21 protein-coding genes are annotated in these 25228 nt (G+C 45.6%); 7 read left to right on the top strand and 14 right to left on the bottom strand.

What is annotated here, in order from left to right; all coding sequences use genetic code 11:
• Positions 1–177: 177 nt before the first annotated feature.
• On the bottom strand, positions 178–1740 hold the full coding sequence (locus KWJ01_RS20305) for a hydroxymethylglutaryl-CoA reductase (RefSeq protein WP_224998944.1): 1563 nt from the start codon (positions 1738–1740) through the stop codon (positions 178–180).
• Between the two features lie 335 nt (positions 1741–2075).
• On the opposite strand from KWJ01_RS20305, the gene KWJ01_RS20310 reads away from it, so the two are divergent.
• On the top strand, positions 2076–2687 hold the full coding sequence (locus KWJ01_RS20310) for a hypothetical protein (protein WP_224998945.1): 612 nt from the start codon (positions 2076–2078) through the stop codon (positions 2685–2687).
• Positions 2688–2738: 51 nt separating this feature from the next.
• Here the strand turns inward: KWJ01_RS20310 and KWJ01_RS20315 are convergent, their stop codons facing one another.
• From KWJ01_RS20315 to mug, 6 genes are all read right to left on the bottom strand, one after another.
• Positions 2739–3107: a DUF3703 domain-containing protein gene (locus KWJ01_RS20315; protein ID WP_224998946.1), complete on the bottom strand. Its 369-nt coding sequence runs from the start codon at positions 3105–3107 to the stop codon at positions 2739–2741.
• 556 nt (positions 3108–3663) lie between these two features.
• Positions 3664–4605 (bottom strand): DUF4097 domain-containing protein, encoded by a 942-nt coding sequence (locus KWJ01_RS20320; protein ID WP_224998947.1) that lies wholly within the window; start codon positions 4603–4605, stop codon positions 3664–3666.
• A 203-nt stretch (positions 4606–4808) separates the two neighbouring features.
• On the bottom strand, positions 4809–5684 hold the full coding sequence (cysM, locus tag KWJ01_RS20325; RefSeq protein WP_224998948.1) for a cysteine synthase CysM: 876 nt from the start codon (positions 5682–5684) through the stop codon (positions 4809–4811).
• A gap of 74 nt (positions 5685–5758) precedes the next feature.
• The gene (locus KWJ01_RS20330; RefSeq protein WP_224998949.1) at positions 5759–6670 is read right to left on the bottom strand and encodes a sterol desaturase family protein; all 912 of its coding nucleotides are present in this window, start codon (positions 6668–6670) and stop codon (positions 5759–5761) included.
• Positions 6671–6710: 40 nt separating this feature from the next.
• The gene (locus tag KWJ01_RS20335) at positions 6711–7448 is read right to left on the bottom strand and encodes a DUF6503 family protein (RefSeq protein ID WP_224998950.1); all 738 of its coding nucleotides are present in this window, start codon (positions 7446–7448) and stop codon (positions 6711–6713) included.
• A 96-nt stretch (positions 7449–7544) separates the two neighbouring features.
• Complete coding sequence (gene mug, locus KWJ01_RS20340; RefSeq protein WP_224998951.1) at positions 7545–8117, bottom strand: G/U mismatch-specific DNA glycosylase; 573 nt, start codon at positions 8115–8117, stop codon at positions 7545–7547.
• Between the two features lie 189 nt (positions 8118–8306).
• Here mug and KWJ01_RS20345 point away from each other — a divergent pair, with 189 nt between their 5' ends.
• The gene (locus KWJ01_RS20345) at positions 8307–10622 is read left to right on the top strand and encodes a TonB-dependent receptor (RefSeq protein WP_224998952.1); all 2316 of its coding nucleotides are present in this window, start codon (positions 8307–8309) and stop codon (positions 10620–10622) included.
• Here the strand turns inward: KWJ01_RS20345 and KWJ01_RS20350 are convergent.
• On the bottom strand, positions 10588–10995 hold the full coding sequence (locus KWJ01_RS20350; protein WP_224998953.1) for a transmembrane 220 family protein: 408 nt from the start codon (positions 10993–10995) through the stop codon (positions 10588–10590). The genes KWJ01_RS20345 and KWJ01_RS20350 overlap by 35 nt on opposite strands.
• A 92-nt stretch (positions 10996–11087) precedes the next feature.
• Entirely contained in the window at positions 11088–11447 is a 360-nt protein-coding gene (locus KWJ01_RS20355) for a hypothetical protein (protein WP_224998954.1), read from the bottom strand.
• 309 nt (positions 11448–11756) lie between these two features.
• Here KWJ01_RS20355 and KWJ01_RS20360 point away from each other — a divergent pair, with 309 nt between their 5' ends.
• The 3 genes from KWJ01_RS20360 to pflA all read left to right on the top strand — a co-directional run bounded on the left by KWJ01_RS20360 (position 11757) and on the right by pflA (position 16264).
• Positions 11757–13046: an OFA family MFS transporter gene (locus tag KWJ01_RS20360; RefSeq protein WP_224998955.1), complete on the top strand. Its 1290-nt coding sequence runs from the start codon at positions 11757–11759 to the stop codon at positions 13044–13046.
• A 75-nt stretch (positions 13047–13121) separates the two neighbouring features.
• Complete coding sequence (gene pflB / locus KWJ01_RS20365; RefSeq protein ID WP_224998956.1) at positions 13122–15362, top strand: formate C-acetyltransferase; 2241 nt, start codon at positions 13122–13124, stop codon at positions 15360–15362.
• A gap of 83 nt (positions 15363–15445) precedes the next feature.
• The gene (gene pflA / locus KWJ01_RS20370) at positions 15446–16264 is read left to right on the top strand and encodes a pyruvate formate-lyase-activating protein (RefSeq protein WP_224998957.1); all 819 of its coding nucleotides are present in this window, start codon (positions 15446–15448) and stop codon (positions 16262–16264) included.
• A gap of 529 nt (positions 16265–16793) precedes the next feature.
• Here the strand turns inward: pflA and glk are convergent.
• The 5 genes from glk to KWJ01_RS20395 all read right to left on the bottom strand — a co-directional run bounded on the left by glk (position 16794) and on the right by KWJ01_RS20395 (position 21777).
• The gene (gene glk, locus KWJ01_RS20375) at positions 16794–17876 is read right to left on the bottom strand and encodes a glucokinase (protein WP_224998958.1); all 1083 of its coding nucleotides are present in this window, start codon (positions 17874–17876) and stop codon (positions 16794–16796) included.
• A 124-nt stretch (positions 17877–18000) separates the two neighbouring features.
• Complete coding sequence (locus tag KWJ01_RS20380; RefSeq protein ID WP_224998959.1) at positions 18001–18864, bottom strand: universal stress protein; 864 nt, start codon at positions 18862–18864, stop codon at positions 18001–18003.
• Positions 18865–19116: 252 nt separating this feature from the next.
• A complete protein-coding gene (locus KWJ01_RS20385) occupies positions 19117–19980 on the bottom strand; it encodes an RNA polymerase sigma factor RpoD/SigA (RefSeq protein ID WP_224998960.1) in 864 nt (287 codons plus the stop codon).
• An 836-nt stretch (positions 19981–20816) separates the two neighbouring features.
• Positions 20817–21206 carry a VOC family protein gene (locus KWJ01_RS20390; RefSeq protein ID WP_224998961.1) on the bottom strand — a complete coding sequence of 130 codons (390 nt, stop codon included), beginning with the start codon at positions 21204–21206 and terminating at the stop codon, positions 20817–20819.
• Positions 21207–21408: 202 nt separating this feature from the next.
• A complete protein-coding gene (locus KWJ01_RS20395; RefSeq protein WP_224998962.1) occupies positions 21409–21777 on the bottom strand; it encodes a hypothetical protein in 369 nt (122 codons plus the stop codon).
• Between the two features lie 410 nt (positions 21778–22187).
• Between KWJ01_RS20395 and KWJ01_RS20400 the strand changes: the two genes are divergently transcribed.
• The gene (locus KWJ01_RS20400) at positions 22188–23966 is read left to right on the top strand and encodes an ABC transporter ATP-binding protein (protein WP_224998963.1); all 1779 of its coding nucleotides are present in this window, start codon (positions 22188–22190) and stop codon (positions 23964–23966) included.
• A gap of 421 nt (positions 23967–24387) precedes the next feature.
• Complete coding sequence (locus KWJ01_RS20405; protein WP_224998964.1) at positions 24388–25203, top strand: HAD-IIA family hydrolase; 816 nt, start codon at positions 24388–24390, stop codon at positions 25201–25203.
• Positions 25204–25228 lie beyond the last annotated feature (25 nt).

Raw genomic sequence — 25228 nt, forward strand, 5'->3', positions numbered from 1 at the left:
TTCTATGATTATAGAGGCTTCAGTTTCCCTGATTTTTGAATTCGCTAAATGCTGTAAACATTGAGGCTGTTGGCTGATACAAGTTTCTTCATCATTCAATGATTGTACAGGGAGTGATTACTGCGAATGGTTACCACCATATGATGAAAGCTTCGCTGCTTTTTTACCAATGTACAGCTATCGGTTACGTCCGTAAGCTTCGTGGCTGCTAACCCAATCGGCCGAAGAGATTGCTGCTGCCAGTGAAATTTCCCCTGCAGCTACTACACCTGCCACAATCTCTGCCAGCTTTCTGGCTTTGCCTTCGCCATAGCAGCCCATCAGCTCAAGGCACTCCCGCTGTGTTCCAAGACCGGTGCCACCGCCATAACTTGCCACAATGAGCGAGGGTAGCGTTACTGAGGCATACAGATCTCCGTTTGGCTTTACTTCTGCATGGGTAACACATGCTGATGATTCTGCAACATTGGCAACATCCTGCCCGGTGGCAATAAATAGTGCAGCAATTGCATTTACAGAATGCAGCCCATTATTGTTAGTGCCAGAAAGCATGGCTCCTATGTTGCCTACTGCACGATGATAATCCAGCTGCTGCGCCGTAACATGTAGTTCCCGTTCCAGTACTTCTTTTTTAAAGGTAATTTCGGCTGTTACACGTTTCCCCCTGCCAAGCAGGCTGTTGATCAGCGATGGTTTTTTATCGGTAGCCATGTTGGATTCCAGAAAAAAACGCTCGGGTTTGTAGGGACAATTTTCCAGAATCCACAAGCAGCCTTCATAAGCTGCTTTGGTTACCATATTTTGTCCGGCAGCATCGCCTGTGCGGAAGTTTAATCGCAGAAAAGCAAAATTGTTAGAGAGAAAGCTTTCCACAAGAATTAGCCTTGCAAAACGAGAGCTGGTACCAGCGTGCTGCTGTAACTCATCAAAATGATCATCCACCCAGTTTTTAAAGCTAAGGGCCAGACGGGCACTTGAGAAAGTAAAAGCAGGGGCACGCTGCATTACATCATCGGCTACAGTAGTGGTTACCCCTCCGCAAAGGTTTATTACCTTAATTCCCCTGTTGTACGATGCTACCAGCGTACCCTCGGTTGTTGCCAGTGGTACCAGGAACTCTCCACGTGCAAACTCACCATTGATTTTAACAGGGCCCGCAAGCCCTATGGGAACCTGGGCGGCGCCAATAAAATTCTCGCAGTTTCCCTGCACGCTTGCAGGGGCTATGCTGTGTTTGCCCAGTGCAGTTAGTTTTACGCCTGCATAGGCTTCTGCAAACTTTAGCCTTTTATCAATAATGGCTGGCCCGTAATCATTGCTTTCATCTCTGGGTATTTTTAAGCGCTCTTCCTGGCTATCGGTGCTGTTCACGCTATCCTTGAATTTTAAAAGTAGTTTACCAAAGGGATTAGCCATGAATTGTATCGCAAATTCAAGACTATCTCCTTCATTAACAGCTAGTAGTACTTCTACATTTAAAGTTTTCCTTAAAGGGAAGTCTACAGGATTGTTTTGACTGATCTCCGAAGGATTCAGGGGCTTTTCCCTGCCATCATGCAACATAATAACATCGAGGGACACAGCTTCACCATTGATGGTTACAGATTCAACGCTTGTTAAGGTGGCATTCATCAGGCGGTTTTTAAGGCTTAGCTTTAGTCCGTTGCCTGTTGCCTGTAAACTACCCCTTGTGTAGAGTGTAGCAATAATATGTTCGGGAATGAACCTGGTAAAAAACATCTGCAGTCAGGGGGAAATGTGAAATGTAAGTTCAGTTGGCTACGCCAACACTTATAATTACATACACACTAACGCTGCCTGAGCAAAATTGTCTAAAAATATTTAAAATTATGATCTCACTATAGATTAACGGTTTGTTTAATCTATAACTGATACTTGTTCAATATAGGGCTATACTCTGAAATAGGGCTACTTAAACTAATACATTAAGTCATGCATTGAAAGCCGAGCATTTATTTGGGCTGACTAAAAGCTGTAAAGACTTTAAACCCTTCGCTATTATTCACGTAGCTTAATAGGAATGGGATTAAATTGTTAAACTAATTTTTTAAGTTATGAAACACACACTTTTACTTACATTTGCTTTTTTGACTTTATCAATTGCCGCAAATGCACAGACTGAAATTAACACACCACAAGTAAAAGCACCTGTTGCCGGTGAGGCTATCTCACAGGGAAACTGGCTGCTGGGTGCCAACATTGGTAATCTTGGCTTCAATTTTAAAAGCGAGATGTTTCAGTTGGGTATAGAGCCAAAGGCAGGCTATTTTATCAGCGATAACGCAGTAATAGGCGTTCAGACATTATTAAACCTGGAGGTGTATGATGGCGGCGAAGCTTTTCATTACGGAGTTACCCCTTTTGTAAGATACTACTTTCCTGAAGGTGCCCGGGCATCTGGTCGCTGGTTTGGTGAAGCACTCATTGGCTTTGGCGGTAGTTCCACAGAAGACAGCGAGGAAGATGCTGCACTCTCCCACGTATGGGGTTTCAAAGGTGGCTATGCTCACTTTGTAGGCCAGAACGTAGCACTGGAAGGTGTATTAGGATATGTTCGTACCAATGCTGATTTTGATACCGGACATGGCATTACAGGATTGTCAGTAGGATTTGGCTTTAACATCTACCTGCCTGCAGGTAACAGAACAGTTACTGTAGGAGAATAAACACTTTTCTGATATATTCACTAAGCAAACCCTGACTGATCTGGTCGGGGTTTATTTTTTAAAGCGGCTTAAGATCAGCTTCAAATCTTCAGGTATCTCCATTGGCTGCAAAGGATCAACATTTGCTCCACCAGTGTTACCAGTAGGAATCACGCCTACAAACGACTTTACGCCTCCTACTAACAGGCGGAGCAGCTGCCCTCTTACTTCTGCCTTGCTTTTTATCCTGATGCCAAACTGAAGCATCTTCCAGTGAGCATAGGTATGTTCTGCAGGATATGCCTGTCCAAGAATGTGCGCCCGCTCCAGGTGATACCATGCCTTCGCCAGTCTGCCAGAGTGAAGTGCATTGGCTGCAAGCTCCAGTTCATGATCAAAATAGCGCTTCAGGCCTGCCGGAATCTGTAAATTAATCTTCATGAGGCTGTAGTATGAACTATTCAAAATTATGAAGTGGTTACTGAATGCTTTTTACATAATTCTTTGAACAGTGTACATGATTTGCTGGTACAGCTGAAAAACAAGTTAATTGAAACCACTTCATTATCGATGATAAACAGTTTAAAGTAATAGCTTAAATTAAAGCTTTATTATGTTGCTGTAAATTGTTATAATACAGATATATAACCTCTTTTATTTAAAGAACTACTTGAGCTATAATATTGCCTGAAAAGTGCAGACTGTATCCGAGAACAATCAGGTGAACGTGAGTTACGGATTAGCAACAGCCTCAATTCCTCCTGGATCGTCATCCCCCTGCAGGCGGGGATCTGTCAGCTAAAAACAGGAATGATGATTCTACCTGTAAAAGCAAATATCTCCCTCCTCAGGGGAATGACAGCTTGAATCTGATGCCAGAAGATGATAACAGCTAGAGTATCAGTGGCTTTCATCCTTAATGCACGTAAGGTTAAAAAAGAAGGGCTACAAACTCAATATTCTGTAGCCCTTGCCGGTGTTAATATGTAAGAGAATTTTAATTGTAATCTAGATTTACACTGCCGCCGGAGGTGGCCATTACAACCCGTACGCCGCCGCCATTGATGCTTCCTACAATCTTATCTTTTTCTACCTGGCCATCAAAATTGGTGAGTTGTGTATTCACTTTGTTTCCTTTCAGATCCAGATCCATCCCTACACCTTTAGGTACCACGGCATGAATACTGCCCCCGCTTGTTTTTAGGGTCAGCTGGCTATCCAGCTCCAGAATGTTAGCATTGATACTGCCACCGCTGGTACTTGCCTGCACCCTTCCGGCTACATCATTCAGTTTAATGCTGCCCCCTGAGGTACTTACATCCAGATCACCGGTAGCTCGCTCCAGGTTAATGGTACCGCCACTGGTTTTTGCCTGCAGCGCACCGCTAAACTGCTCTATGTTGATGCTTCCGCCTGAGGTTTTGGCTTCCATCTCTCCCTCTATGTTCACAATATTGAGGCTGCCGCCGCTGGTATGCACTTTCTGGCTACCGTTAACACCTGAAATTGAGATGGAGCCTCCGCTGGTGTCTAAATCACAGGCCATATCAGTAGGCACATAAACCCTGAAAGAAACACTGGTATTATTATTGCCAAACCAGCCGCTGCCTTTGCTTTTAGCTATGGCGTAAACTGTATTGGAAGATTTGCTGATGTTAAACTCATAGTTCTCTAATGCATCCTGCGCTTTAGCATCTGTAGAATCGATGCTCCTGCCCCTTACTTTTACATGCATTTCCACCCTTACCTTATCTCCCTCATGCCCCTCTACCGTTATGCTGCCCCCAGAGGTCTGTACCTCCAAACTACCTGGCTCGTTCATTGAAAACTCCCTGATCCAGTACGGTTCATTATGAAAATCATTGGTGGCAGCACAGGAGCTGCCAGCCAGCAAAAAAAATAGTATAAATGCCTGTAAAGGGTTGAATGAAAATTTCATAAGGCTAAAATAGGTTAATGGTGAACAGTTTAACCATTAGATGCCCCAAACATGGGGTTGGTTGCAGAGGGTCACTGAAAAAAATTTCACTTTATTTTATCCCTGGAAATAGCAGTTGCTAATGTATTGAAAATGAAAACGTTCTGCTGATAAACATCAACAGAACGTTATCTGTATATAATAGAACTTATAATTCAGGTATATTAAAACAAGTCGGAGCTTAAATACCTGTCACCCCTGTCACACACAATAAAAACGATCAGTCCCGACTCGAGTTCCTGCGCTAATTGATAGGCTGCATAAAGCGCGCCGCCACTGCTCATGCCAGCCATCACGGCTTCTTCTTTGGCCAGTCTGCGGGTCATTTCTACAGCATTCTGCTCACTAACATCCATAATGCGGTCTACCCGCTCTTTATCAAAAATCTTGGGCAGAAACTCCGGCGACCAGCGCCTGATCCCGGGAATGCAGGAGCCATCTGTTGGCTGCGTTCCTACAATCTGCACATCAGGATTTTGCTCTTTCAGGTAACGGGATACGCCCATGATGGTGCCGGTTGTGCCCATGGCGGAGACAAAATGTGTTACTTTGCCATCGGTATCACGCCATATTTCCGGGCCTGTAGTCTGGTAATGAGCCCAGTAGTTATCTGGATTTCCAAACTGGTTTAGCATTATGTAGCCCTGATTGCCCGACATCTCCTCTGCCAGCTCGCGTGAATACTCTATGGTACGTTCTGCAGGCGTAAGAATAACCTCTGCTCCATAGGCACTCATGGATCGCACACGTTCTGCTGTGGCATTATCAGGCATAATCAGCGTCATGTGCAGATCAAGGGCACGTGCAATCATGGCCAGTGCTATGCCTGTATTGCCGCTGGTAGCTTCTACCAGTTTATCTCCGCGCTTTACTTCCCCACGATCCATAGCACTTTTGATCATGTGGTAGGCTGCACGGTCTTTAACACTCCCGCCAGGATTCTGACCTTCAAGCTTTCCATATATCTTCACCCCTTTATTAGGAGAAAGGGTTTTCATTTCTACCAAGGGGGTATTACCTATTAAGTCTACGATTGTCATGCTGTTGCTTGCGCTTATAAAAATACTGCTGCTAATATAGGGCAGCTTTTAACATTCATTATTAAAAAGGGGTATCAGGCAAGTCTTTTCAGACTGATAGGCGTCTTTTTCTTTTTCTGCGGCAGCCTGATGCCATGCAGGTTCTGCTTTACAAAATCTTTGGGAAAACTTTCCACGCCCGGAAAACCAAGTTTTATGTCTTTGCCTTCATAAGGAATATAGCTGGTACCAAAAAGATAATCCCAGAGGCTAAGGCTAAGGCCAAAATTCACACCCTCCTGCCTGTCATGGGGCAGTTCATAGGCATGGTGCCAGATATGCATCTGGGGGTTATTAAATACATACTTCAGCACCCCAAGCTTAAGCCTGATGTTGGAATGGTTGAAATGACCCAACGCCAGGGTAAAAATATGGATGATGAAAAAGTCACGAAGGCCAATACCTATGAGTGCCAGCGGGATATACTCAAGGCTGCGGTATACAACATTTTCCATCCAGTGGTAGCGAAGGTGCGCAGCAAAGCCCATCTCTTCAACAGAGTGATGCACCTTATGAAACTCCCACAGCCTGGGTACCTTGTGCAGTAAACGGTGTATCCACCATTGTACAAAATCACGCACAACAAAGCCAAGCAGCAGATGTGCCCAGAGCGGCCAGCTCATTACCTCAAATGCCAGCAGGTTAGGAATGCCAATGGCAGCCAGTGCATTATTGAATACATGCACTACCACATTAGAGGCAGCATTGTAGATGATCAGTGAGAAAAGAAAAAAATTGAAGAACATGTAGAACACATCCAGCCAGAAATCTTTGCGAAACGGGGGCTGATCTTTTCGCCAGGGCCGAAGCCACTCAATTCCAAAAAAGAAACCTGAAATACCGACTAACCAGTAGAGGTAATTGTGCCACGAAGGATTACTGATCTCTTCCCAGAGATAGCCGCCGTAGCCAGCGTAGGAGTCGATGATCAGTTGTAGGTATTCCATCTTGCAATTGCTTAACAACGCAGCGCCGCTAAGCGTTTCTTTATCTTGTCTGAATATTTTCCAGTTCTATGACAGACAGCACCTCAAGAGAATCCTGCTTGTAAAGTTCAGCCAGCGTTTCCAGGGCTACTTTTTCATTTTTAGGTTTGTAGTTGATGTAATCCTGGAAAAGAATTCCGCCAACACGCCTGGGGTTCACTGCTTTTCTGAAACGTAGCCCGCCCCCTTCGGTATGATAGCTGTAGGCCAGGTAATCCATGGTGTTCGATTCTGTGTTAAACCAGTAAAGAAACTCGTCTTCAAAGTCCTGCCCACCCCCTTCTTCCGAAAAAGTAACTTTTACCAAGTGATAGTTACTGCCGGCTATTTCTGTTTCACCTAGGTATTCCTTTTGCACGGCTGCATCGTTAAGCCCAAAGGGCAGCATGGCAAAGTATATAACGGAGTTCACAGAATTGCTGTAGGCAGTTTTACGCTCCTCTGATACGTCAGCAGTTTCGCCATTCACAGTTCTGCTGAAACCCTCATTGTTCAGCTCATCTTTTACCTGCCCTGTACTGTCACTAAATTCACGCGTGTAAGTATAAGTGCCGCCATTGCGTGTGTAGGTGTAGTGGCGATCCCGGAAGTTGAAAGAAAGGGCTGCCTGTTCATATTGTTCCCCTCCATGCGTCTCTATGGCCATGTCTACAATTTGTTCAGCTCTGGTTCTTGTTTTACAGGATTGTATCCATAGCAACAAAAATACTATTGCCAGAATGAAAAGGAGATTACGCATAAAATAGGGAAATGCTGCCGCAAATTAATCAGGAGAAAACGCTATTCCAAAACTCGGCACTCTCTACCTGAAGTGCTGTATATGTCAGAACCATGCTTAAAACTTATTGAGGGCTTCTGCAAACAGCCGCAGGTCCTGGAAAAGCTCCTTAAGCTTTACGGGTGTATAATGAGCATTTAATCCACTCGGGTTAGGCAGTACCCACAGATGCGTATTTTCTATTGGCTCCTCCTGCAGTCCTACCCTAGCATCTGTTATGTTAAAAGCAGCTTTATACACTGTTAAACCAAGTATAGCCAATACTTTTGGCCGGTACTGCTTTACCTTTTGCTGCAGCTGTAGTGCGCCTGCTGCTATTTCTGCTTTGCTTAATTCTGCTGCAGCTGTGGTAGGTCTGTCTGCTACATTGGTAATACCGTAGCCACACTCCAGCAGCCGGTACTGCTCCTGGGGTTTCAGTACCTGGCTTGTAAAGCCTGCCCCATATAAGGCAGGCCAGAAACGGTTTCCCGGCCGTGCAAAATGATATCCGGTTGCAGCACTGTAAAGGCTGGGGTTAATACCACAAAAAAGTACCTTGAGGTTAGGTGCAATCAGGTCGGGCAGCAGTGTGTTTTCTGCTGCCTTGAGGGCTTCGGGTGTTGGTTTATGTATTTTATTGGATGCCAAGATTTCAGTAATATTTTTAGGCGGTCAGGGTAAAAGTTTAGAGCTTTCTCATGATAACCAGATGTTCCTGAAAGCTGTTTCCGCTCCTTCTGTTCCCTCAGTAACAGGCAAGGGCACTGTTAAAATTTTCCTTCCCTTTTACTCAATCGAAAACATTATATTTACGCTCTTTTTCAGCCGATGCAAAACATGAATTTAAGAAATTGTTTAACCATAAGCTTTCTCCTGATCTTACTTTCTGGCATAAACCCATCCCTGGCCCAGGTAAGCCAGGTAGTGCGAGGGCAGCTCTTGCAGGAGAGCACTGGCAGGCCTGTAAGCGGTGCTGAAGTAGTTCTTGAAAATGTTGACCAGCGTTACCAAACCGTATCTGATACAGCCGGAAACTTTGTATTGAACGAGGTGCAGCCAGGCCATTACCGCCTTCTGGTACAGCATGTAAATTATGCTGCTTACCTGGAACCAGAGCTGCTGGTAGAGGCCAGCAAAAGTATTTACAGAAGGGTGCAGCTGCAGGAAAGCATACGCGCACTGGAAGAGGTGGAGATTGCAGCAGCACTGCCTCCTGCCCCGCTCAACAAACGTGAGTTTACAATTGCGCAGACGCAACGTTACCCTGCTACATTTTTCGATCCTGCCCGGCTGGTGCTAAGCCAGCCGGGAGTTACACAATCTAACGACCAGGCCAATCACGTAGTGGTGCATGGATTATCACCTGTTGGTATACAGTGGCGGCTGGAGGGTTTGCCAATCCTAAACCCGAACCACCTGGGTAATGCCGGTACCCGCCGCGACAGAGCCTCTGCCAGCGGCGGAGGTGTGAACATGCTAAGCGGGCAGCTAATGGCTAATTCTTCGTTTCGGACTGGTGCCCTCTCCCCACGTTTTGGCAATGCAGTAACAGGTGTTTTCGATATCAATCTCCGCCCGGGCAATATGCAGGAGCGCGAGCATACGTTGCAGGCAAGCCTGCTTGGGATAGATCTTGCCACCGAGGGGCCTATCAGCAGGGGCAACAGCTCATATGTAGCTAACTATCGCTACTCAACGGTGGGCCTGCTGGGCCATATGGGTGTTGATTTTGGCGGTGAGGCAATTCAGTTCCAGGATCTTTCCGCAAGCCTGCATTTCGAAAATACCCCTGTAGGACAGGTAAACTTTTTCTTTTTAGGCGGCACCAACAGCAACAGGCGTGCTCCGCTTGATGATGAAGCCCTGTGGGAAGAGGACAAAGATCGCCAGAAAATTGACTACACTGCCCGGCTCGGTGCTGTAGGCATTACACAGGCTGCCACCCTGGGTCTCTCCTCAAAATGGCAAAATGGTGTTGCTTTTAGCGCGCAGGAGAATGAGAGAAGCGAATCCTGGACAGGCCCAAGCCAGCCTTTACAAAATCTGCTGAAAGATGAACACACTGCAATGCAGCTCAGTGCCTTTTCCAGACTGAATCACTTCTTCAGCAATTGGTTAAGGGGCGAAGCAGGGGTACAATTTATCAAACGCCATGCTGATGTTTTCTCAACCCCTTACACTATTGGTTTCGGCATGTTAGACAGAACCATCAGTTACAGTCTTACACAACCCTATCTGCAAGCAGAAATAGCCCTTTTACCAGAACTGGAGATGGAAACAGGCCTACGCATGTGTTACCTGAACAGGAGCAAACATTTGCAGCTAGAGCCCTTCGGCAGGCTCAGCTGGCAACCTAACTCCAGGCAAACCTGGCAGCTGAGCTACGGTACCCAAAGCCAGACCTATACCGATCAGCTGATGGCACATCAGTCTGAGCAGCCCCTCTCCTTAAGCGGACTTGTGAACAGCCACTACACAGGCCTGGGCTGGGGTTACCGGCTAAAACCTCACACAACCCTAACGGCTGAGCTTTTCTATCAAACACTAAAAAGGCTGCCCGCGAACAGCTCAGACCTAAGCTGGAACTATATGTCGGATCCATACTTCCTGGTTACAGGAGAAGGTAGTGCAGTTACATATGGTATTGATCTGAACCTGAACAGGAATTTTCACAATGGCTGGTATTACCAGCTCAGCACCTCCCTGTTTGATGCCAGCTACAGTGGTGTTGATGGTGAGAAACACTCCTCTCCCTTCAACAGCCAGTGGTCTGCCAGTTTAACAGGGGGTAAAGAATGGACCAAAGCTAAAAATGAGGGTGAACGTACGTGGGGAGCGCACCTGCGCCTGCACAGCAGAGGTGGTTATTGGTATACCCCCATTAATTTAGCTGAAAGTTTGCGTATGCAGGTAGAAGTTGAGGAGGCTGATGCACCTTTCAGCATGCAGCTGCCTACCTATTATACAGCAGATATTCGCATCAGCCACACCAGGCAAAAGCAGGGATATACCCGCATTTGGTCACTGGATATACAGAACCTGACCAACAACCGAAACCTGGGCTGGTACTACTTCGATTACCTGCAGCAGGATATCAATGCTGCAGAGCAGCTGGGCATTATACCCGTGCTGGCTTACCGGATACAGTTTTAGTTTTAGCCCTTGAGCGCCACCCAAAAAAGGCCGCTACAGATAATATAATTGCTACAATGAGAAGCCCGAACGATTCCCGGGCTTCTTCCATGCTCTGGGTTTTCATGGAAAGATCCTGCTGCTCCAGCTCCTGCTGTACCCACTCACCTATACCACCGGGATACATATACACTGCTCCGGCCAGGCAGGCAACAATTAGAATCAGCAGCACGGACATTGGATAGTGCCCACGTGCAGCCATGCCACACAATACAGCTGCTCCGCCATAAAGTGTCATCCAAAGCCAGGGATCGGGATCATTCCACTGCCAGAAAGCAAAAAGAACAAATAAAAGGCACCAGATCCCGAAGAAGATGCGGCGAAACCAAAGCATAGGTAATGGATTTAATAAGCGGAAGTTAAATTTTTATCACTGATAATTCAATGGTAAACATTGCTTTTGTTGAAGTGCGGGCTGTGGAATAGCTATTTTGCTAAACGTTTTCTAAGTGTAAGCATCAAACCATCCAGTTCCAGCTGCTTTAATTCCTCCGCCCCGATAATCTCTTTCAGCTCTTTGCCTTCGGCTACCATCACGGCAGGGTATTTTATTTTCAAACCTGGATAATAGCGCCTGAACTGATTCCGGTACAGAAACTCCACCGGGAACGATAAACCGGAGATATACTCCTTCCATTCATTTTTGATGGTAAAGGTGCCGTAGGTGATGGCACACAGGCTGCATTGGTATGTAGAGGGGCTAATGGCCTTGTGCAGAAAATCGAACACCTGGTGCTCCAGGCTGCTGTCGGCATTATATACAAATATTATTTTTTTATTTTCCATTTTCTTCACTGTAACCACTTCTTATAACATCAATCACCACTGCCAAACATCAATCGGTTGCGCAAACCTTATATACCTCTTCCCCCCAAAAAAAATAGGATTTCCCGAAGTATACCCCCTTTTAGAGACCTGTTCAATATCTCTTTTCAGCATGATTATTATCATTTTTTAGGGGACTGCCCTGCGCTTCTTTTGTGATACAAATTTAGTACCGCCCTGGCATTAAATCATCCTGCATATTAACAGTGAAATTTCGGGCAGGGCTATTGTACAGCATTGAAATAAAGTAATAATATATCATAAAGTATCATGGCAAAGGAGAAAAACAGGTGGCTAGTAGCTGCATCAGCCGTAGGGATTCATATCTCCATCGGTTCTGTTTATGCCTGGAGTGTCTACACCAAACCCCTGATCGATCAGTTTGGCTGGGAGCTGAAAGACACCCAGTTTACCTTTAGCCTTGCTATTTTCTTCCTGGGTATTTCGGCAGCATTCCTGGGACACTTCCTGGAAAAACACGGCCCTAGGAAATCTGGCTTATTAGCTGCTCTTTTCTTTGGGCTGGGCATTGTAGGCTCTGGTTTTGCCATTAAAATGGAATCGCTGCCCCTCCTATACCTATTTTATGGTGTTTTTGGTGGCATTGGGCTTGGGATTGGCTATATAACCCCAGTTTCTTCCCTGATCAAATGGTTCCCCGACCGGCGTGGTTTAGCCACAGGACTGGCCGTTATGGGGTTTGGGTTTGCAGCGCTTATCAGCAGCCCCATCATTGTAGCGCTCATTTCTGCTGTTGGTATTGCCAACACTTTCTTTATCATGGGCAGTGCCTACTTTCTGATCATCTTCAGCTCATCACATTACCTTGCCGCTCCCCCGGAGGGTTGGGTGCCTGCCGGTTTTAAGGCTGGCGCTGATGCCGGTAAAATTAAAATAAGCGAAGATTTAGCACAGCTAACAGCCAACGAAGCAATAAAGACCCCTCGGTTCTGGTACCTCTGGTTTATGTTCTTTATCAACATTACCTGTGGTATTGCACTCATTTCTGCTGCTTCGCCAATGGCCCAGGAATATGCAGGCTTTACAGCAATAGCTGCAGCTGCCATGGTAGGTTTTATGGGCTTGTTTAATGGTGCAGGCCGCATTGGCTGGGCTACACTTTCCGATCAAATAGGCAGGCCTAATATGTTCACTGTTTTTTTTGTAATACAAATTGCTGCCTTTTTACTGATACCGGCAGTAACAGATGCAATACTTTTCCAGGCACTGATCTTCACCATCATAAGCTGCTATGGCGGAGGCTTTGCAAGCATACCAGCTTTTATAGGAGATATATTCGGAACCAAGCAACTGGGTGCTATTCTGGGCTACATCCTTACTGCCTGGGCCGCTGCCGGAATGGCAGGACCACTCTTTGCTGCCTGGACCCGCTCTGTTACTCAAAATTATAATGGAACGCTATACTGCTTTGCTGCTTTGCTGGTGCTGGCACTTGCAGTCTCTTTCCTGATGAGGTGGGAAATCAAAAAGCTGAAATCAGCCAAAACTAAGGATGCCGGAAGCTTTAAGCCAACACTGGAGCTTGCCCGCCAGCACTAAAACAAGCTTCTGCATCATTAGAAAATTAAATCATTATCCTATACAAAGTACACAGTACTGTAAATCGAAAAGATCATGATAAATCTGGTAGAACAACACAATTTGTCATTCAAAAGGGGCACCTGGAATGACCGTATTGATGTGAAAGATTTTGTCAGAAGGTTTATCACCCCTTACTATGGTGATGCATCCTTCCTGACTCCGGCTACTGACAGAACAAAAGAACTGTGGCAAATATGCCTGCAGGCCATGAAGGAGGAGCGCCAGAATGGCGGATGCAGGGCAATTGATACTGAATCAATCTCCAGCGTTACCAGCCATGGACCTGGCTATATCAATAAAGAGCTTGAGGTTATTGTTGGTCTGCAAACAGATGAGCTGCTGAAACGTGCCATGAAGCCCTTTGGTGGTATCAGGGTGGTAGAAAATGCTGTTGCTGAAAAAGGACTGGATGTTTCTGCACGTGTTAAAAGGGTATTCAAATATGCAAAAGATCACAATACTGCTGTATTCTCTGCCTACGACCAGGAGATCAGGGAGTATCGCTCCAAAGGTATTTTAACAGGTTTGCCTGATAACTATGCCCGTGGACGCATTATTGGTGACTACCGCCGTCTTGCCCTCTACGGTGCCGACAGGCTGATTGCTGCAAAAGAAGCAGACAAGAAAGCTATTGAAGGTGAGCTTACAGAGCATCAGATCAGGCTTCGTGAAGAAGTAACAGACCAGATCATAGCACTGCAGGACATTAAAAAGCTTGGTGAACTGTATGGTTTAGACCTTAGCCGCCCTGCAGAAAATGCAAAAGAGGCCGTTCAGTGGGTGTATATGGCCTACCTGGCTGCCGTTAAGGAGCAGGATGGTGCCGCCATGTCGCTGGGTAACGTTTCTTCCTTTCTTGACATCTACATAGAAAGAGACCTGGCTGATGGGCTGATCGATGAATCTGAAGCACAGGAACTGATTGACCAGTTTGTGATGAAACTGCGCATGGTACGCCACCTGCGGCCTGCCGCTTACGACGAACTGTTTGGCGGTGACCCAACCTGGGTAACCGAAGCCATTGGCGGACAGCTGGAAGATGGCAGAACAAAGGTTACCAGAACCTCTTTCCGCTTCCTGCAGACGCTATACAACTTAGGTCCATCTCCGGAACCAAACCTTACAGTACTCTGGTCACAGGCACTCCCGGAAGGTTTCAAAAACTTCTGTGCCCGGGTGTCTATTGATACCTCCTCTATTCAGTACGAGAACGACGACCTGATGCGCGAGGTGCGCGGCTCTGATGACTATGGCATTGCCTGCTGTGTATCCTACCAGGAAATTGGTAAACGCATACAGTTCTTTGGTGCACGTGCCAACCTGCCCAAAGCCTTACTGATGGCGCTTAATGCTGGCCGTGAAGAAATAAGCGGCGCACAAATACTGGAAGACATTGCACCTGTAAGCGGGGCTTATCTCAATTACCACGAGGTAATGGAGAATTTTAAACAGGCCATGAAACAGGTAGCAAGGGTGTATGCCAAAACCATGAACATCATCCACTACATGCACGATAAGTATTATTATGAAAAGGCCCAGTTCGCTTTCATAGATACTGACCCGGGCATCGATATGGCCTATGGCGCTGCCGGTATATCCATTATTGCCGACTCACTTTCTGCCATCAAATATGCAAAAGTGCGCCCCATCAGAAACGAAGACGGACTGACTGTAGATTTTGCCATAGAAGGTGATTACCCTAAATTTGGTAATGATGATGACCGGGTGGATGAAATAGCCCGTACTGTAGCTCAGTTCTTTTTTACAGAGCTGAACAGGCACAAATGCTATAAAAATGCAGTGCCTACCCTATCGCTGCTTACCATTACCTCTAACGTAATGTATGGCAAAAAAACCGGTGCAACCCCCGATGGTCGGAAAGCTGGTGAGGCATTTGCTCCTGGTGCGAACCCTATGCATGGCCGTGATACGCATGGTGCTGTTGCATCGCTTAACTCTGTTGCCAAACTAGATTACCGTTACGCACAGGATGGTGTTTCCAACACCTTTTCTATTGTGCCTAAATCACTTGGCAGCAGCCCTGCAGATCAGGTGGAAAACCTGGTTGGCCTCCTGGATGGATACTTCAGTAAAAAAGCCCATCACCTGAATGTTAACGTGCTCAACAGGGATACCCTGCTGGATGCCTACAACCATCCGGAAAACTACCCGCAGCTTACCATCAGGGTATCAGGTTATGCGGTTAACTTTATCCGCCTGTCTAAAGCACATCAGCTGGAAGTAATTGGTAGAACCTTCCACGAGAGAATGTAAAATGTTTGGCCCACCTCCGGTGATTTTCTCAATCTGCTAACCATATTGAACATTGCCAGGGTGTGGGCCCTTTTATTACCATCATGATCACAACCAAACTGTTGGTGCAGCAGCATTCAAACCTACCAGAGGGAACAGACAGAAAGCGAAAGGCGCTGAGCAAATCAGCCCCTGATGAGCTGCGCATACACTCTATTGAGACTTTTGGAACACACGATGGTCCGGGAATACGCATGGTCGTATTTGTGCAGGGCTGCCAGTTTCAATGCCTCTACTGCGCCAACCCCGATACCATTGCAATCAAGGGTGGCGCCTTTATCAACATAGAGGAGCTCGTACAGCGTGCTATCCGGCAAAAGCCTTATTTTGGAAAAAAAGGGGGCGTAACCGTTTCGGGTGGTGAGCCGCTGTTACAAAGATCAACCCTCATCCCCCTGTTCAGGCGGCTCCATGCAGAAGGCATCAATACAGCCCTGGACTCAAACGGCAGGTTACTTGATACTGAAACAAAAGTGCTGCTGGAGGAAACAGACATACTGCTGCTGGATGTTAAACACATCAACGACGACTGGCACCACAAGCTTACCGGCGTATCCAACACTGGAACTCTAAAGGTGGCAGAATACAGAGAATCTACCGGCAAGCCTATGTGGTTGCGCTATGTGCTGGTTCCGGGCTGGTCTGATCAGGAAGAGTACCTGCATGAATTGGGTGCTCACTTCAAAGATTATACATGTATTGAGAAAATCGAGATTCAGCCGTACCACAAACTAGGCGTGCATAAATGGGAGGCACTTGGGATGCCCTATAAGCTGGAGGGTGTGGAACCACCCACTGCAGAGCAAATCGCTAAAACAGTCGCCATTTTCAGCCAGTATTTTCGCGAAGTAAAAGTGAATTGAATGGACTGATGTAAGTAGATGATCTTTGTTTTAACCTCCCCTATTCATTAGCTGTCTTTCAGTTATTAAGGTAAAAACTTTACACCGACAACACTCATTAAACCAAGCCTAAACAGTTTTAGAGAATTCTAAAGCTGTTTTTTTTTGATATTAGCCTTTGCTGAAATAAAAAGCTAACCCACAGCTGAAGCCAGGGCTAATCAAATAAAGGTGAGTTATGGATACTACCATTCCACTTAAGTTCTGCAAAATCCTTCCTGGTTGGCCCCCGCCTGCGCGGAGTTGACCGGTAGGGAGCACCTAACACTGATTCTAAATCAGATTTCACGTTCAGTGAGTATTAGATCTCCTAATTCAGAAAAATTAGTATTGATTCTGATGAAGCTGGTGAAAGCCCTGCATAAAATAGTACGCCGTTAACTGAATTCCTGCTTACATCAGCAAAAAAAACGGTAGCACTTAGGTTTTCACCAAGGTACTACCGCTTTCCGAACAGGATGTAAACAGATGTATGTATGAAAAGGTGTTATCAGTTGTTGATCAGTGCAGTATCAAACTGGGCTCCCTCCAGCATGTTTATCAACATGCCATTGTAGGCACCATAATATGCTGCGCCCAGTAAGGCTGTGTGCGGGTTTAAGATGATGTTTACAGGCACACCTTCCAGTAGCTCTCTCATGCGGCCTCTGGGAAAGAAATCAGGCATAAACCTTTCTTCCGTAAGGAGTGGCAGAATTTTCGGGGCAATACCTCCACCCAGGTAAAGGCCTCCCGTTGCTTTCATTTTCAGCACCAGGTTAGCAGACTCTTCCGCCAGGTAATGCACAAACAGGGTCATCGTTTCTCTGCAAATGTCACACTCTGTATTTAGCGCGGCCTTGCTGATTACGCCGGCAGGGTCTCCGGTTTTGATGTTTTCTGCCAGCCAGTCTGGTACCTCCCGATGCATAACATCGCGCAGAAAGAGAAATATATTGTAGATGCCCATGCCTGATACTACCCTCTCCCAGCTTACATGCCCGAACTGCTTTTGCAGATAACTGCACAAGGCAATATCAAGTTCTGAACGGGGGCTAAAGCTGGCATGGCCGCCTTCTGTTGGAAAAGGATGGTAATTTTCACCATCCCAGAACAAGCCTGCCTCACCAAGGCCGGTGCCTGCTGCTATGATAGCGGCATTTCCTTTTACCTGGGGTTTTCCTCCATGCAGGCAAATAAGGTCTTTAGGCTGTAGTGCTGCCAGTCCGTAGGCATTTGCCTCCAGGTCGTTGATCAGGAAAACATAAGGTATGCTGAGATAGCGGCGAATCTCCTCACCATCTACCATCCAGGCAAGGTTGGTGGTTTTTACCCTGCCGTTCAAAACAGGTCCGGCAATGCCAATGCACATTTTATCAGGTATTGCCTGATCGACCAGGAACAGCTTAATGATATCCAGCAGCGATTGATAATCCTTGGATTTATAGGTGCAGATTTTAAGGCTGGTAAAACATTCATCCTTTACCTCGAAAAGCTCAAGGATTGTTTTTGTACCACCTACGTCAGCTGCAAGTATCATTTGTCTTCTGTTGATCCAGGTAGCAACATGAGGAAAATAGATAGGTAATAACATTAAATCGTTGGTTAGTTGAGTTTAATATTCCCGGAGTACATACCATCGTAATTCAGCAGGATATACTCCCAAGGACAGAGCGGTGCCTAGACCCGGGCATTGTAGAGTTCCCGGGGCTGCAGCACTATTTTTTAACATTGGGTAAGGCCAGTAAGGGAACGTGGGTATTGACGGCCATTTTGCATGTGTTGCTTCTTTCCAGCAGGGCATCCCAGAAGCTGCACTTATGCGGTACCATCACCAGCAAATCAGCTTTAAACTCTTCTACCCCCCTGTCAATACCGCGTATTATATTATCTTCTCCCAGGTATTTATACTCGTGCTTTACATTAGAAAGCAGCGGATCCAGGTTAACAGAACCCAGCATTGTGTTATACCTACTGCCTTCATTATCCATGGAAACCGCACCCACTGGCACCAGTTCTTCTTCGGCTTTTTCTACATGCAGAACCTGAACGCGGGCATCAAAAGCTATTGCCAGCTCGTGCATAAGCTTTAGCCTGTTATTCGCTGCCAGTGATTTATAATCGCATGCAAACAGTATTTTTTCTATACCTGTGAAGCTGGCTTCTTCTGGCACCACCAATACAGGATATTTAGCATGACGAATAATGGTAGTGGTGCTGTTGCCAAATATCTTTCTGTCTTCAGAACTACCCCGCATGCCCATCACCACCAGGTCGGCATCCAGCAGCTCTACCAGCACATCCAGTTCTTCGGTGATGTAGGAGAAATTAGTTGACCAGCCAACCTGTATGTTGTACAAACAAGCTGTCTGTTCGGCAATTGCTTTTAAGCGTTCCCGGTTTTCAGCCAGGAATCTTCCTTTTCTTTCTGCCAGAAACAGCGCATTGGCTGCAGGAGCTGGTAGTTGAAAAGAATTGAACAATACAATTTTAGCCTGCCACTGCCTGGCTAAGGCAGCAGCATAAGCAAGAGCATTGCAGGAGGCTCTTGAATAATCAGTTGCAACAATTATAGTTTTCATGGCTCTCTATTCCATTTTTATACCACGAAACTAGCCACAGCACAGCCGCTTATCAATGATTGTTGTCTGCTGAAAACATGATATTGGTCAGCTAACATGGCTGGATGAACACAACAGCAGCATTAAGCAGGGAGCAAAAAAAAAGCCCTATCCTGCAGGATAAGGCTCTTATGAAAAACGATGCTGAATTTATTTCAACTCAGGGCATCCCTAATGCTAATTTCAGCTGAATTACCTCTTGAGGAGGGCAGCTTACACGAATGACTTAAGCAGGTCAATTTTGGAAGTGGCACGCATTTTTGCAAGTGCCTTTTCCTTTATCTGCCTTACGCGCTCTCTGGAGAGGCCAAGCTCTTCGCCAATATCTTCCATAGACATGCTGTATTCCATGTCTATACCAAAAAGTTTCTTCAGGATCTCCTGCTCACGATCAGAAAGGGTAGCCATTACACGCTCCAGTTCTGCACGCAAAGAGCCTCCCTGTACCAGGGCTGCATCTGTTTCAATGGCATCCGGGCTAATCATCACATCCAGCAGAGAGCCATCTCCATCTTCTCCGAAAGGTGCGTCGAGCGACGACTGCCTGATGGAGGCTTTTTTGGTACGCTGAATATCTTCTACATCAACCCCCATGAAATCTGCCAGTTCTTCGGGGGTTGGTTCACGCTCAAACTGCTGCTCCATGGCAGATACAGCTTTGCTGATCTTTGAAAGGTCGCCCAGTTTGTTGGAAGGCACCCTTACAATACGGGCATGGTCGTCCAGCGCCTTCATTATAGACTGGCGGATCCACCATACGGCGTAAGAAATAAATTTAAAACCTTTTGAGGCATCAAACAGCTGAGCTGCTCTGATTAACCCAACGTTACCTTCGTTGATCAGGTCGTTGAGTGGCATGGTACCATTGTGGTATTGTTTAGCAACAGACACCACAAAACGTAAGTTAGCCCTTACAAGCTTATCCAGCGCCAGCTGGTCGCCCAATTGAATTCTGCGGGCTAATTCTACTTCTTCATCCAGAGTCAACAGGCCTTCTTTGGAGATATCGTTAAAATACTTTTCAACGGTATTGCTGTCCCGGTTGGTGATCTGGTAGGTTATTTTTAACTGTCTCATCTCTTCAACTCTTCACAATATTCTTATACAATAGGTATTTTCCTTGAATAACAGTACAATGTCTTAACTGGAAAAGGCCGCTGGATCAAGAGAAATCTACTTCGAAAATTACAATATCCTGATTTGCAGAACCCCATTAACGCTGTCACTGAGGCTTATATTGCTGGCTTCTTATAATAAAGTATTATCGCCCAGTAAATTAAGATTTTGCACTGTAGTATATACAACTTCCATTCAAACAAAGTTCTCGCTCACCTAAATAAACCTATATGTTTTTTAAAGCAGGCAAATAGGAATTATACTAAATCATGATCAGATAAACCGGGCAAGATAAAGGGCCCCTGTTCTTTGTAGGCTGTTCTGCAGAATTGGCCTTTTCCGATATCAACTTATTAAGTAGTACTGTTATTTATATAAAAGGGTGTAACTGGCGCTGTAGTTTAATGACCGGGTTGTTCAGCCGTAAGATGATATGTCTGGTACCTGAATTGAATGAACCTCTTAACAGCTGACAGGGGTGTGATCGCACCACCCTGTATGTAAATGAGTCATCACTGAATTAAAGTTTAAACCCTGAGTAAAGCTTTCCGGCCTGCAAAGATAAACAGGCTTATGAGAATTTAAAGATGATTGCTGCTTTATAGAAAGATTTTCTACAGTTCGGTAGCAATTTTAAAACAAATGACCCTTGTGTGACGAGGGTAAAACTATATTTCAAGGAAAAGTAAATTTCTGGCTTCTACTTACACTTATACTCCGGTAGAAGGTTTGCGCCAATGCAGTTCTGTTGAACACAGCTAAAGTCTGGTTCAACATTCAGTAAAACCAAGGAAGGGTTATTGCTCGTAGAATTCGATAGGTAAATTATCTGGGTCAGAGATAAATGTGAATTTTTTACCTGTTATCTCGTCTACACGAACAGGCTCAGCTTCTATGTCCATCTTTTTCAGGATTTCAGTTGTCTGCTCCACATCATCAACCTCAAAAGCCAGGTGCCTTAAACCTGTTGCTTCAGGCCTGCTTACTCTGTGAGGTGGATCCGGGAATGAGAATAGTTCAAGAACATAGCTTCCATGAAGGGTAAGGTCAAGCTTGTAAGAATTTCTTTCCTCTCTGTAGGTTTCTTTTAAAATTTCAAAGCCTAATACATCCAGGTAAAATGCTTTAGACTTTTCATAGTCAGAACATATAATGGCAATATGATGTACGCGATTTAACTTTATCAATGCTGCTTAATTAAATTATAATGTGTGACTGCCGGCTGCGCCTCCTTATCTGTAGCAAGGCAAGCTAATATGCCTGCTGAACAGGAACAGCCAGTTTAATATTGCCGTTAATTTCGCAATAACTGCTGATCTATCGTTGTGTTAGCTCAAAAAAAAGAGGAGCCTTTGCTCCTCCTTTTTGTTCAGCTATGTTTTTCATCAATTAAAAGCGATCTGATATTTCGGCTTTGCCTGCCGGACGAAAATGGGTGGCCTGCTTGATTGTTTTTTCTTTACCATTCGGGTCCTCGTAAGTCCGCTCTTCCACTTCAACAGAAAGGATCTTGCCCTTCAGTTCTTTGGTGTTGAACTCTTCTTTCTCCACTCCTACAGCCTGTAGAAACGAAGCCAGGATTGGCTGCCCGGGTTCACTCAGGTAGAAGCGCTGGTTAACGAAACCATCTTCATTTTCGAGTCGGCAGTTGAAAAAAGGAACATCCTTATGCTCGCTTTTACCATCTTCAATTTCTGTTATCTTCACTGTATGTCTGCCATTATCTAAAAATGGCTTTTCATGTATGTTCACTTTCATAATATGATCAGCTTGGTTTATTAAGTTATACGGCAGTAAAAAAAGAGGGTTTGATGAAAACTAAATATTTTAGTAATTAATACTAATAAATTTAGTATCGTATTCATTGATCATTTAAATCAGCTGAACATCCCTTCTCCTGGCCTGTGCCGGAGAAATAAATAATCAACCTCATTATATGCAGACCGGATGTAAGGTAGATGTTCTGCTTTCATCTATTGATTTCCCAGATAAGGGCACTGTTCTGAAAATAAGACCTCCAATGGCTTATATATCAGATAAATAGGTCATATATCCAGTAGAAAAGCTGCACCAGCCAATGTAATATTGATCTCTATTTCAGCCCCTACTCCCATCAGGCATTTAAGTAACTTTACTCCTGCTGTACGCTTGCTACAGCTCATCCAATAATGAATAATCCTTATATTTCTCTGATACGCACTGCCTGGCAATTCGCCCGGCGTGAGCGAAAACGATTTGTGCTGGTGTACGCCATGTTTATAATGGCTTGCATTATGGTGGCCATGCACCCGCTGCTGTATGGCTGGTTTATCGATTCCCTGCAAAAAGAGGGTGTGGATGCCCTTGGTCATGCCTGGATCTTTGGTGCCGCTTACATAGGCCTCAAACTTCTGGAGTGGGCATTTCATGGTCCGGCCCGCGTGATGGAACGAAAGCTTGCCTTTAACTTAAGCCGAAATTTTCTGAATGAACGTTATCATCAGGTACTGCACCTGCCGGTGAAATGGCACCAGGACCACCACTCCGGCTCTACCATTAACCGGCTGCGTAAAGCCTATGAAGCACTAAAGGAATTCTTTCAGCATGGTTTCGTATACCTGCAGGTAATGGCCAAGCTTGTTTTTTCCCTGCTTGCGATGGTGTACTTCTCTCCCCTGTTTGGCGCAGTGGGTGTAGCAATCGGCATCTTTACCATCTGGGTAATTTTTCAGTTCGATAAACCTTTTGTAAAAGCACTGCATGAGCAGAATGAGCGTGAACATGCTGTATCCTCTACGCTTTTTGATAGCCTGTCAAACATCATTACAGTCATAACCCTGCGGCTTGAAAAGAGAATGCAGTCCAGTGTGCTTAAAAAGATCAAGCATGTTTACCCGCCCTTCAAAAAGCAGATAGTTGTAAATGAATGGAAATGGTTTACTGCTACCATGCTTGTAGCGCTCATATATGTGGTGGTTGTGGTTGGTTATGTGTACCAGCACTGGCAGCCTGGCGAAGCTTTTATGATTGGTGGCCTGGTGACCCTGCTGGCTTATGTAAACCAGTTTACCAGCGTGTTTTATGATGTGGCTTACCAGTATACTAAAATAGTGCAGCACAATGCCAATGTTGAGGCAGCCAAAAATATTGATGAGGCCTACCAGCAGCAGCACAGGCCAACGCTCGCAGATTCTCTGCCGGAGCACTGGAGGAGCCTTGAGATCAGTAAGCTTAGTTTCAGCCACCAGGCTGCCGCATTGGAGAAGCGCACAGGGCTGCATGAGCTGCAACTGCGCATAAGGCGGGGCGAACGTATAGCACTGATTGGTGAAAGTGGTAGTGGTAAAAGCACCCTCCTGGCACTTTTGCGTGGCCTGTACATGCCCGAATCTGGGGTGGTGGCTACAGCAGATGAAACCTCAGCTATCGATTTCAGCCATATTGCAAATACAGTAACCCTCTTTCCGCAGGAGCCTGAAATATTTGAAAACACCATTCGCTACAACATTACGCTTGGATTGCCTTTTACAGAGGAAGAGATCCGGCAGGTTTGTGAAACGGCTCATTTTTCAGACGTAGTCCTGAAGCTGCCCAATGGATTGGATTCCAGTATACAGGAAAAAGGTGTTAACCTCTCGGGTGGTCAGAAACAACGCCTTGCGCTTGCCAGGGGTATTCTGGCCGCCCGCAGTAGCCAGCTTGTACTGATGGATGAACCCACCAGCAGTGTAGACCCGCGCACCGAGCTCCAGCTGTACCAGAAATTGTTTGCAGCTTTTACAGACAAGGCGGTAATTTCTTCGCTGCACCGGCTACACCTGCTCCCGCTCTTCGATTATATATATGTACTGGAGGGTGGCCGTATTATAGAAGAAGGTACATTTGAGCTGCTCCGCCTCAACGGTACTCACTTTAAGGAGCTCTGGCAGCACCAGGCAGAAAAAGAAGCTGTTGTGGTAGGAAAATAGAAGTTGTGCTCCCCAGGACGTTAAAGCTTAGAAAAAAATCTTATTTACAATGAGGGTGCTCTTTCAAGCACCCTTTTTGTTTAGCATCATATTTTGAAAGCATGCAGTCTGCTGATATTTGTAACACCTGCCCGCTATAAAATCTAGCTTTCAAAACCTGAACATGTGGTATCTGCACTGTCTTCCTGCCTCATTATCAGCCGCTAAACCATAAGAACCAGGTGCTGTTGCTGCATTAACTAAAGATTAATAAAAGGTTAAAAAATAAACCTTTTAGCAAATGTTTCCATTTGTTATACGTATAGATGCCTGACAGTTTCGGTTGCTTATTGAAATTAAATGCATTCATTTGTAAATTAGCTTTAAATTTGAAGCTGGTCAGCTACTTATTTTTTGTTTTGAATTTTAAAGTGCACAGCATATGACACATGGATTATTGATCGACATGGATGGGGTAATTTATGGCGGAGACCGCCTGATACCCGGAGCCGATGACTTCATCAGAAAGCTCCTGAAAAAGAACATTCCATTCATGTTTATGACAAACAACAGCCAGCGCACTCCCCTGGAGGTTGTAAGAAAGCTGAAAAAGCTTGGCATTACAGTGAGTGAAAGTCACGTTTACACCAGCGCCATGGCAACAGGGCAGTTTCTGGCAAGTCAGGAGCCAAATGGTACCGTATATGTACTGGGTGAAGGCGGATTGCTCACCAGTTTGCATGAAAATGGCCTGGTGATGGTGGAAACCGATCCTGACTTTGTAGTTCTTGGGGAAGGAAGAAACTTTACCCTGGAAATGGTACAGCGTGCAGTGGATATGATCCTGGAAGGCGCCAAATTTATTACCACCAACCGCGACCCATCTCCCAAGAAAAAAGGCTGGAACAACCTTGGTATCGCGGCAACCACTGCCATGATTGAAGAAGCCACCGGCATCAGGGCTTTTGAAGTAGGCAAGCCCAGCCCGGTAATGATGCGTTCTGCCCGCAAAGCCCTGGGGCTGCAAACCGCCGAAACTACTGTTATTGGCGATACCATGTCTACAGACATCCAGGGTGGTGTGCAAATGGGCTACAAGACCATTCTGGTGCTATCGGGTGTTGCCAAAAAAGAAGAGCTGATGAAATTTGCCTTTAAGCCCGACCTGATTGTGAATTCTGTAAGTGAAATTGAGCTGCCTCTGAGCTGGTGGGGCGCCTCTAAGGAAACTAATCCTGTTCCGGCCATTGTTCATTAAGTAAAGGAGCCAGTCAGTAGTCTGT

It is taken from the genome of Cesiribacter sp. SM1, from assembly GCF_020178975.1.
Taxonomy (GTDB): Bacteria; Bacteroidota; Bacteroidia; order Cytophagales; family Cyclobacteriaceae; genus Cesiribacter.

Bases quoted from the DNA above. Each gene is read 5' to 3' on its own strand.
- glk (WP_224998958.1), bottom strand. From the start codon at position 17,876: ATGTTATTACCTATCTATTTTCCTCATGTTGCTACCTGGATCAACAGA.
- KWJ01_RS20315 (WP_224998946.1), bottom strand. From the start codon at position 3,107: ATGAAGATTAATTTACAGATTCCGGCAGGCCTGAAGCGCTATTTTGAT.
- KWJ01_RS20385 (WP_224998960.1), bottom strand. From the start codon at position 19,980: ATGAGACAGTTAAAAATAACCTACCAGATCACCAACCGGGACAGCAAT.
- KWJ01_RS20405 (WP_224998964.1), top strand. From the start codon at position 24,388: ATGACACATGGATTATTGATCGACATGGATGGGGTAATTTATGGCGGA.
- KWJ01_RS20330 (WP_224998949.1), bottom strand. From the start codon at position 6,670: ATGGAATACCTACAACTGATCATCGACTCCTACGCTGGCTACGGCGGC.
- KWJ01_RS20345 (WP_224998952.1), top strand. From the start codon at position 8,307: ATGAATTTAAGAAATTGTTTAACCATAAGCTTTCTCCTGATCTTACTT.
- KWJ01_RS20320 (WP_224998947.1), bottom strand. From the start codon at position 4,605: ATGAAATTTTCATTCAACCCTTTACAGGCATTTATACTATTTTTTTTG.
- KWJ01_RS20355 (WP_224998954.1), bottom strand. From the start codon at position 11,447: ATGGAAAATAAAAAAATAATATTTGTATATAATGCCGACAGCAGCCTG.
- KWJ01_RS20360 (WP_224998955.1), top strand. From the start codon at position 11,757: ATGGCAAAGGAGAAAAACAGGTGGCTAGTAGCTGCATCAGCCGTAGGG.
- KWJ01_RS20310 (WP_224998945.1), top strand. From the start codon at position 2,076: ATGAAACACACACTTTTACTTACATTTGCTTTTTTGACTTTATCAATT.
- KWJ01_RS20350 (WP_224998953.1), bottom strand. From the start codon at position 10,995: ATGCTTTGGTTTCGCCGCATCTTCTTCGGGATCTGGTGCCTTTTATTT.
- KWJ01_RS20380 (WP_224998959.1), bottom strand. From the start codon at position 18,864: ATGAAAACTATAATTGTTGCAACTGATTATTCAAGAGCCTCCTGCAAT.
- KWJ01_RS20305 (WP_224998944.1), bottom strand. From the start codon at position 1,740: ATGTTTTTTACCAGGTTCATTCCCGAACATATTATTGCTACACTCTAC.
- pflA (WP_224998957.1), top strand. From the start codon at position 15,446: ATGATCACAACCAAACTGTTGGTGCAGCAGCATTCAAACCTACCAGAG.
- cysM (WP_224998948.1), bottom strand. From the start codon at position 5,684: ATGACAATCGTAGACTTAATAGGTAATACCCCCTTGGTAGAAATGAAA.
- KWJ01_RS20400 (WP_224998963.1), top strand. From the start codon at position 22,188: ATGAATAATCCTTATATTTCTCTGATACGCACTGCCTGGCAATTCGCC.
- KWJ01_RS20395 (WP_224998962.1), bottom strand. From the start codon at position 21,777: ATGAAAGTGAACATACATGAAAAGCCATTTTTAGATAATGGCAGACAT.
- pflB (WP_224998956.1), top strand. From the start codon at position 13,122: ATGATAAATCTGGTAGAACAACACAATTTGTCATTCAAAAGGGGCACC.
- KWJ01_RS20335 (WP_224998950.1), bottom strand. From the start codon at position 7,448: ATGCGTAATCTCCTTTTCATTCTGGCAATAGTATTTTTGTTGCTATGG.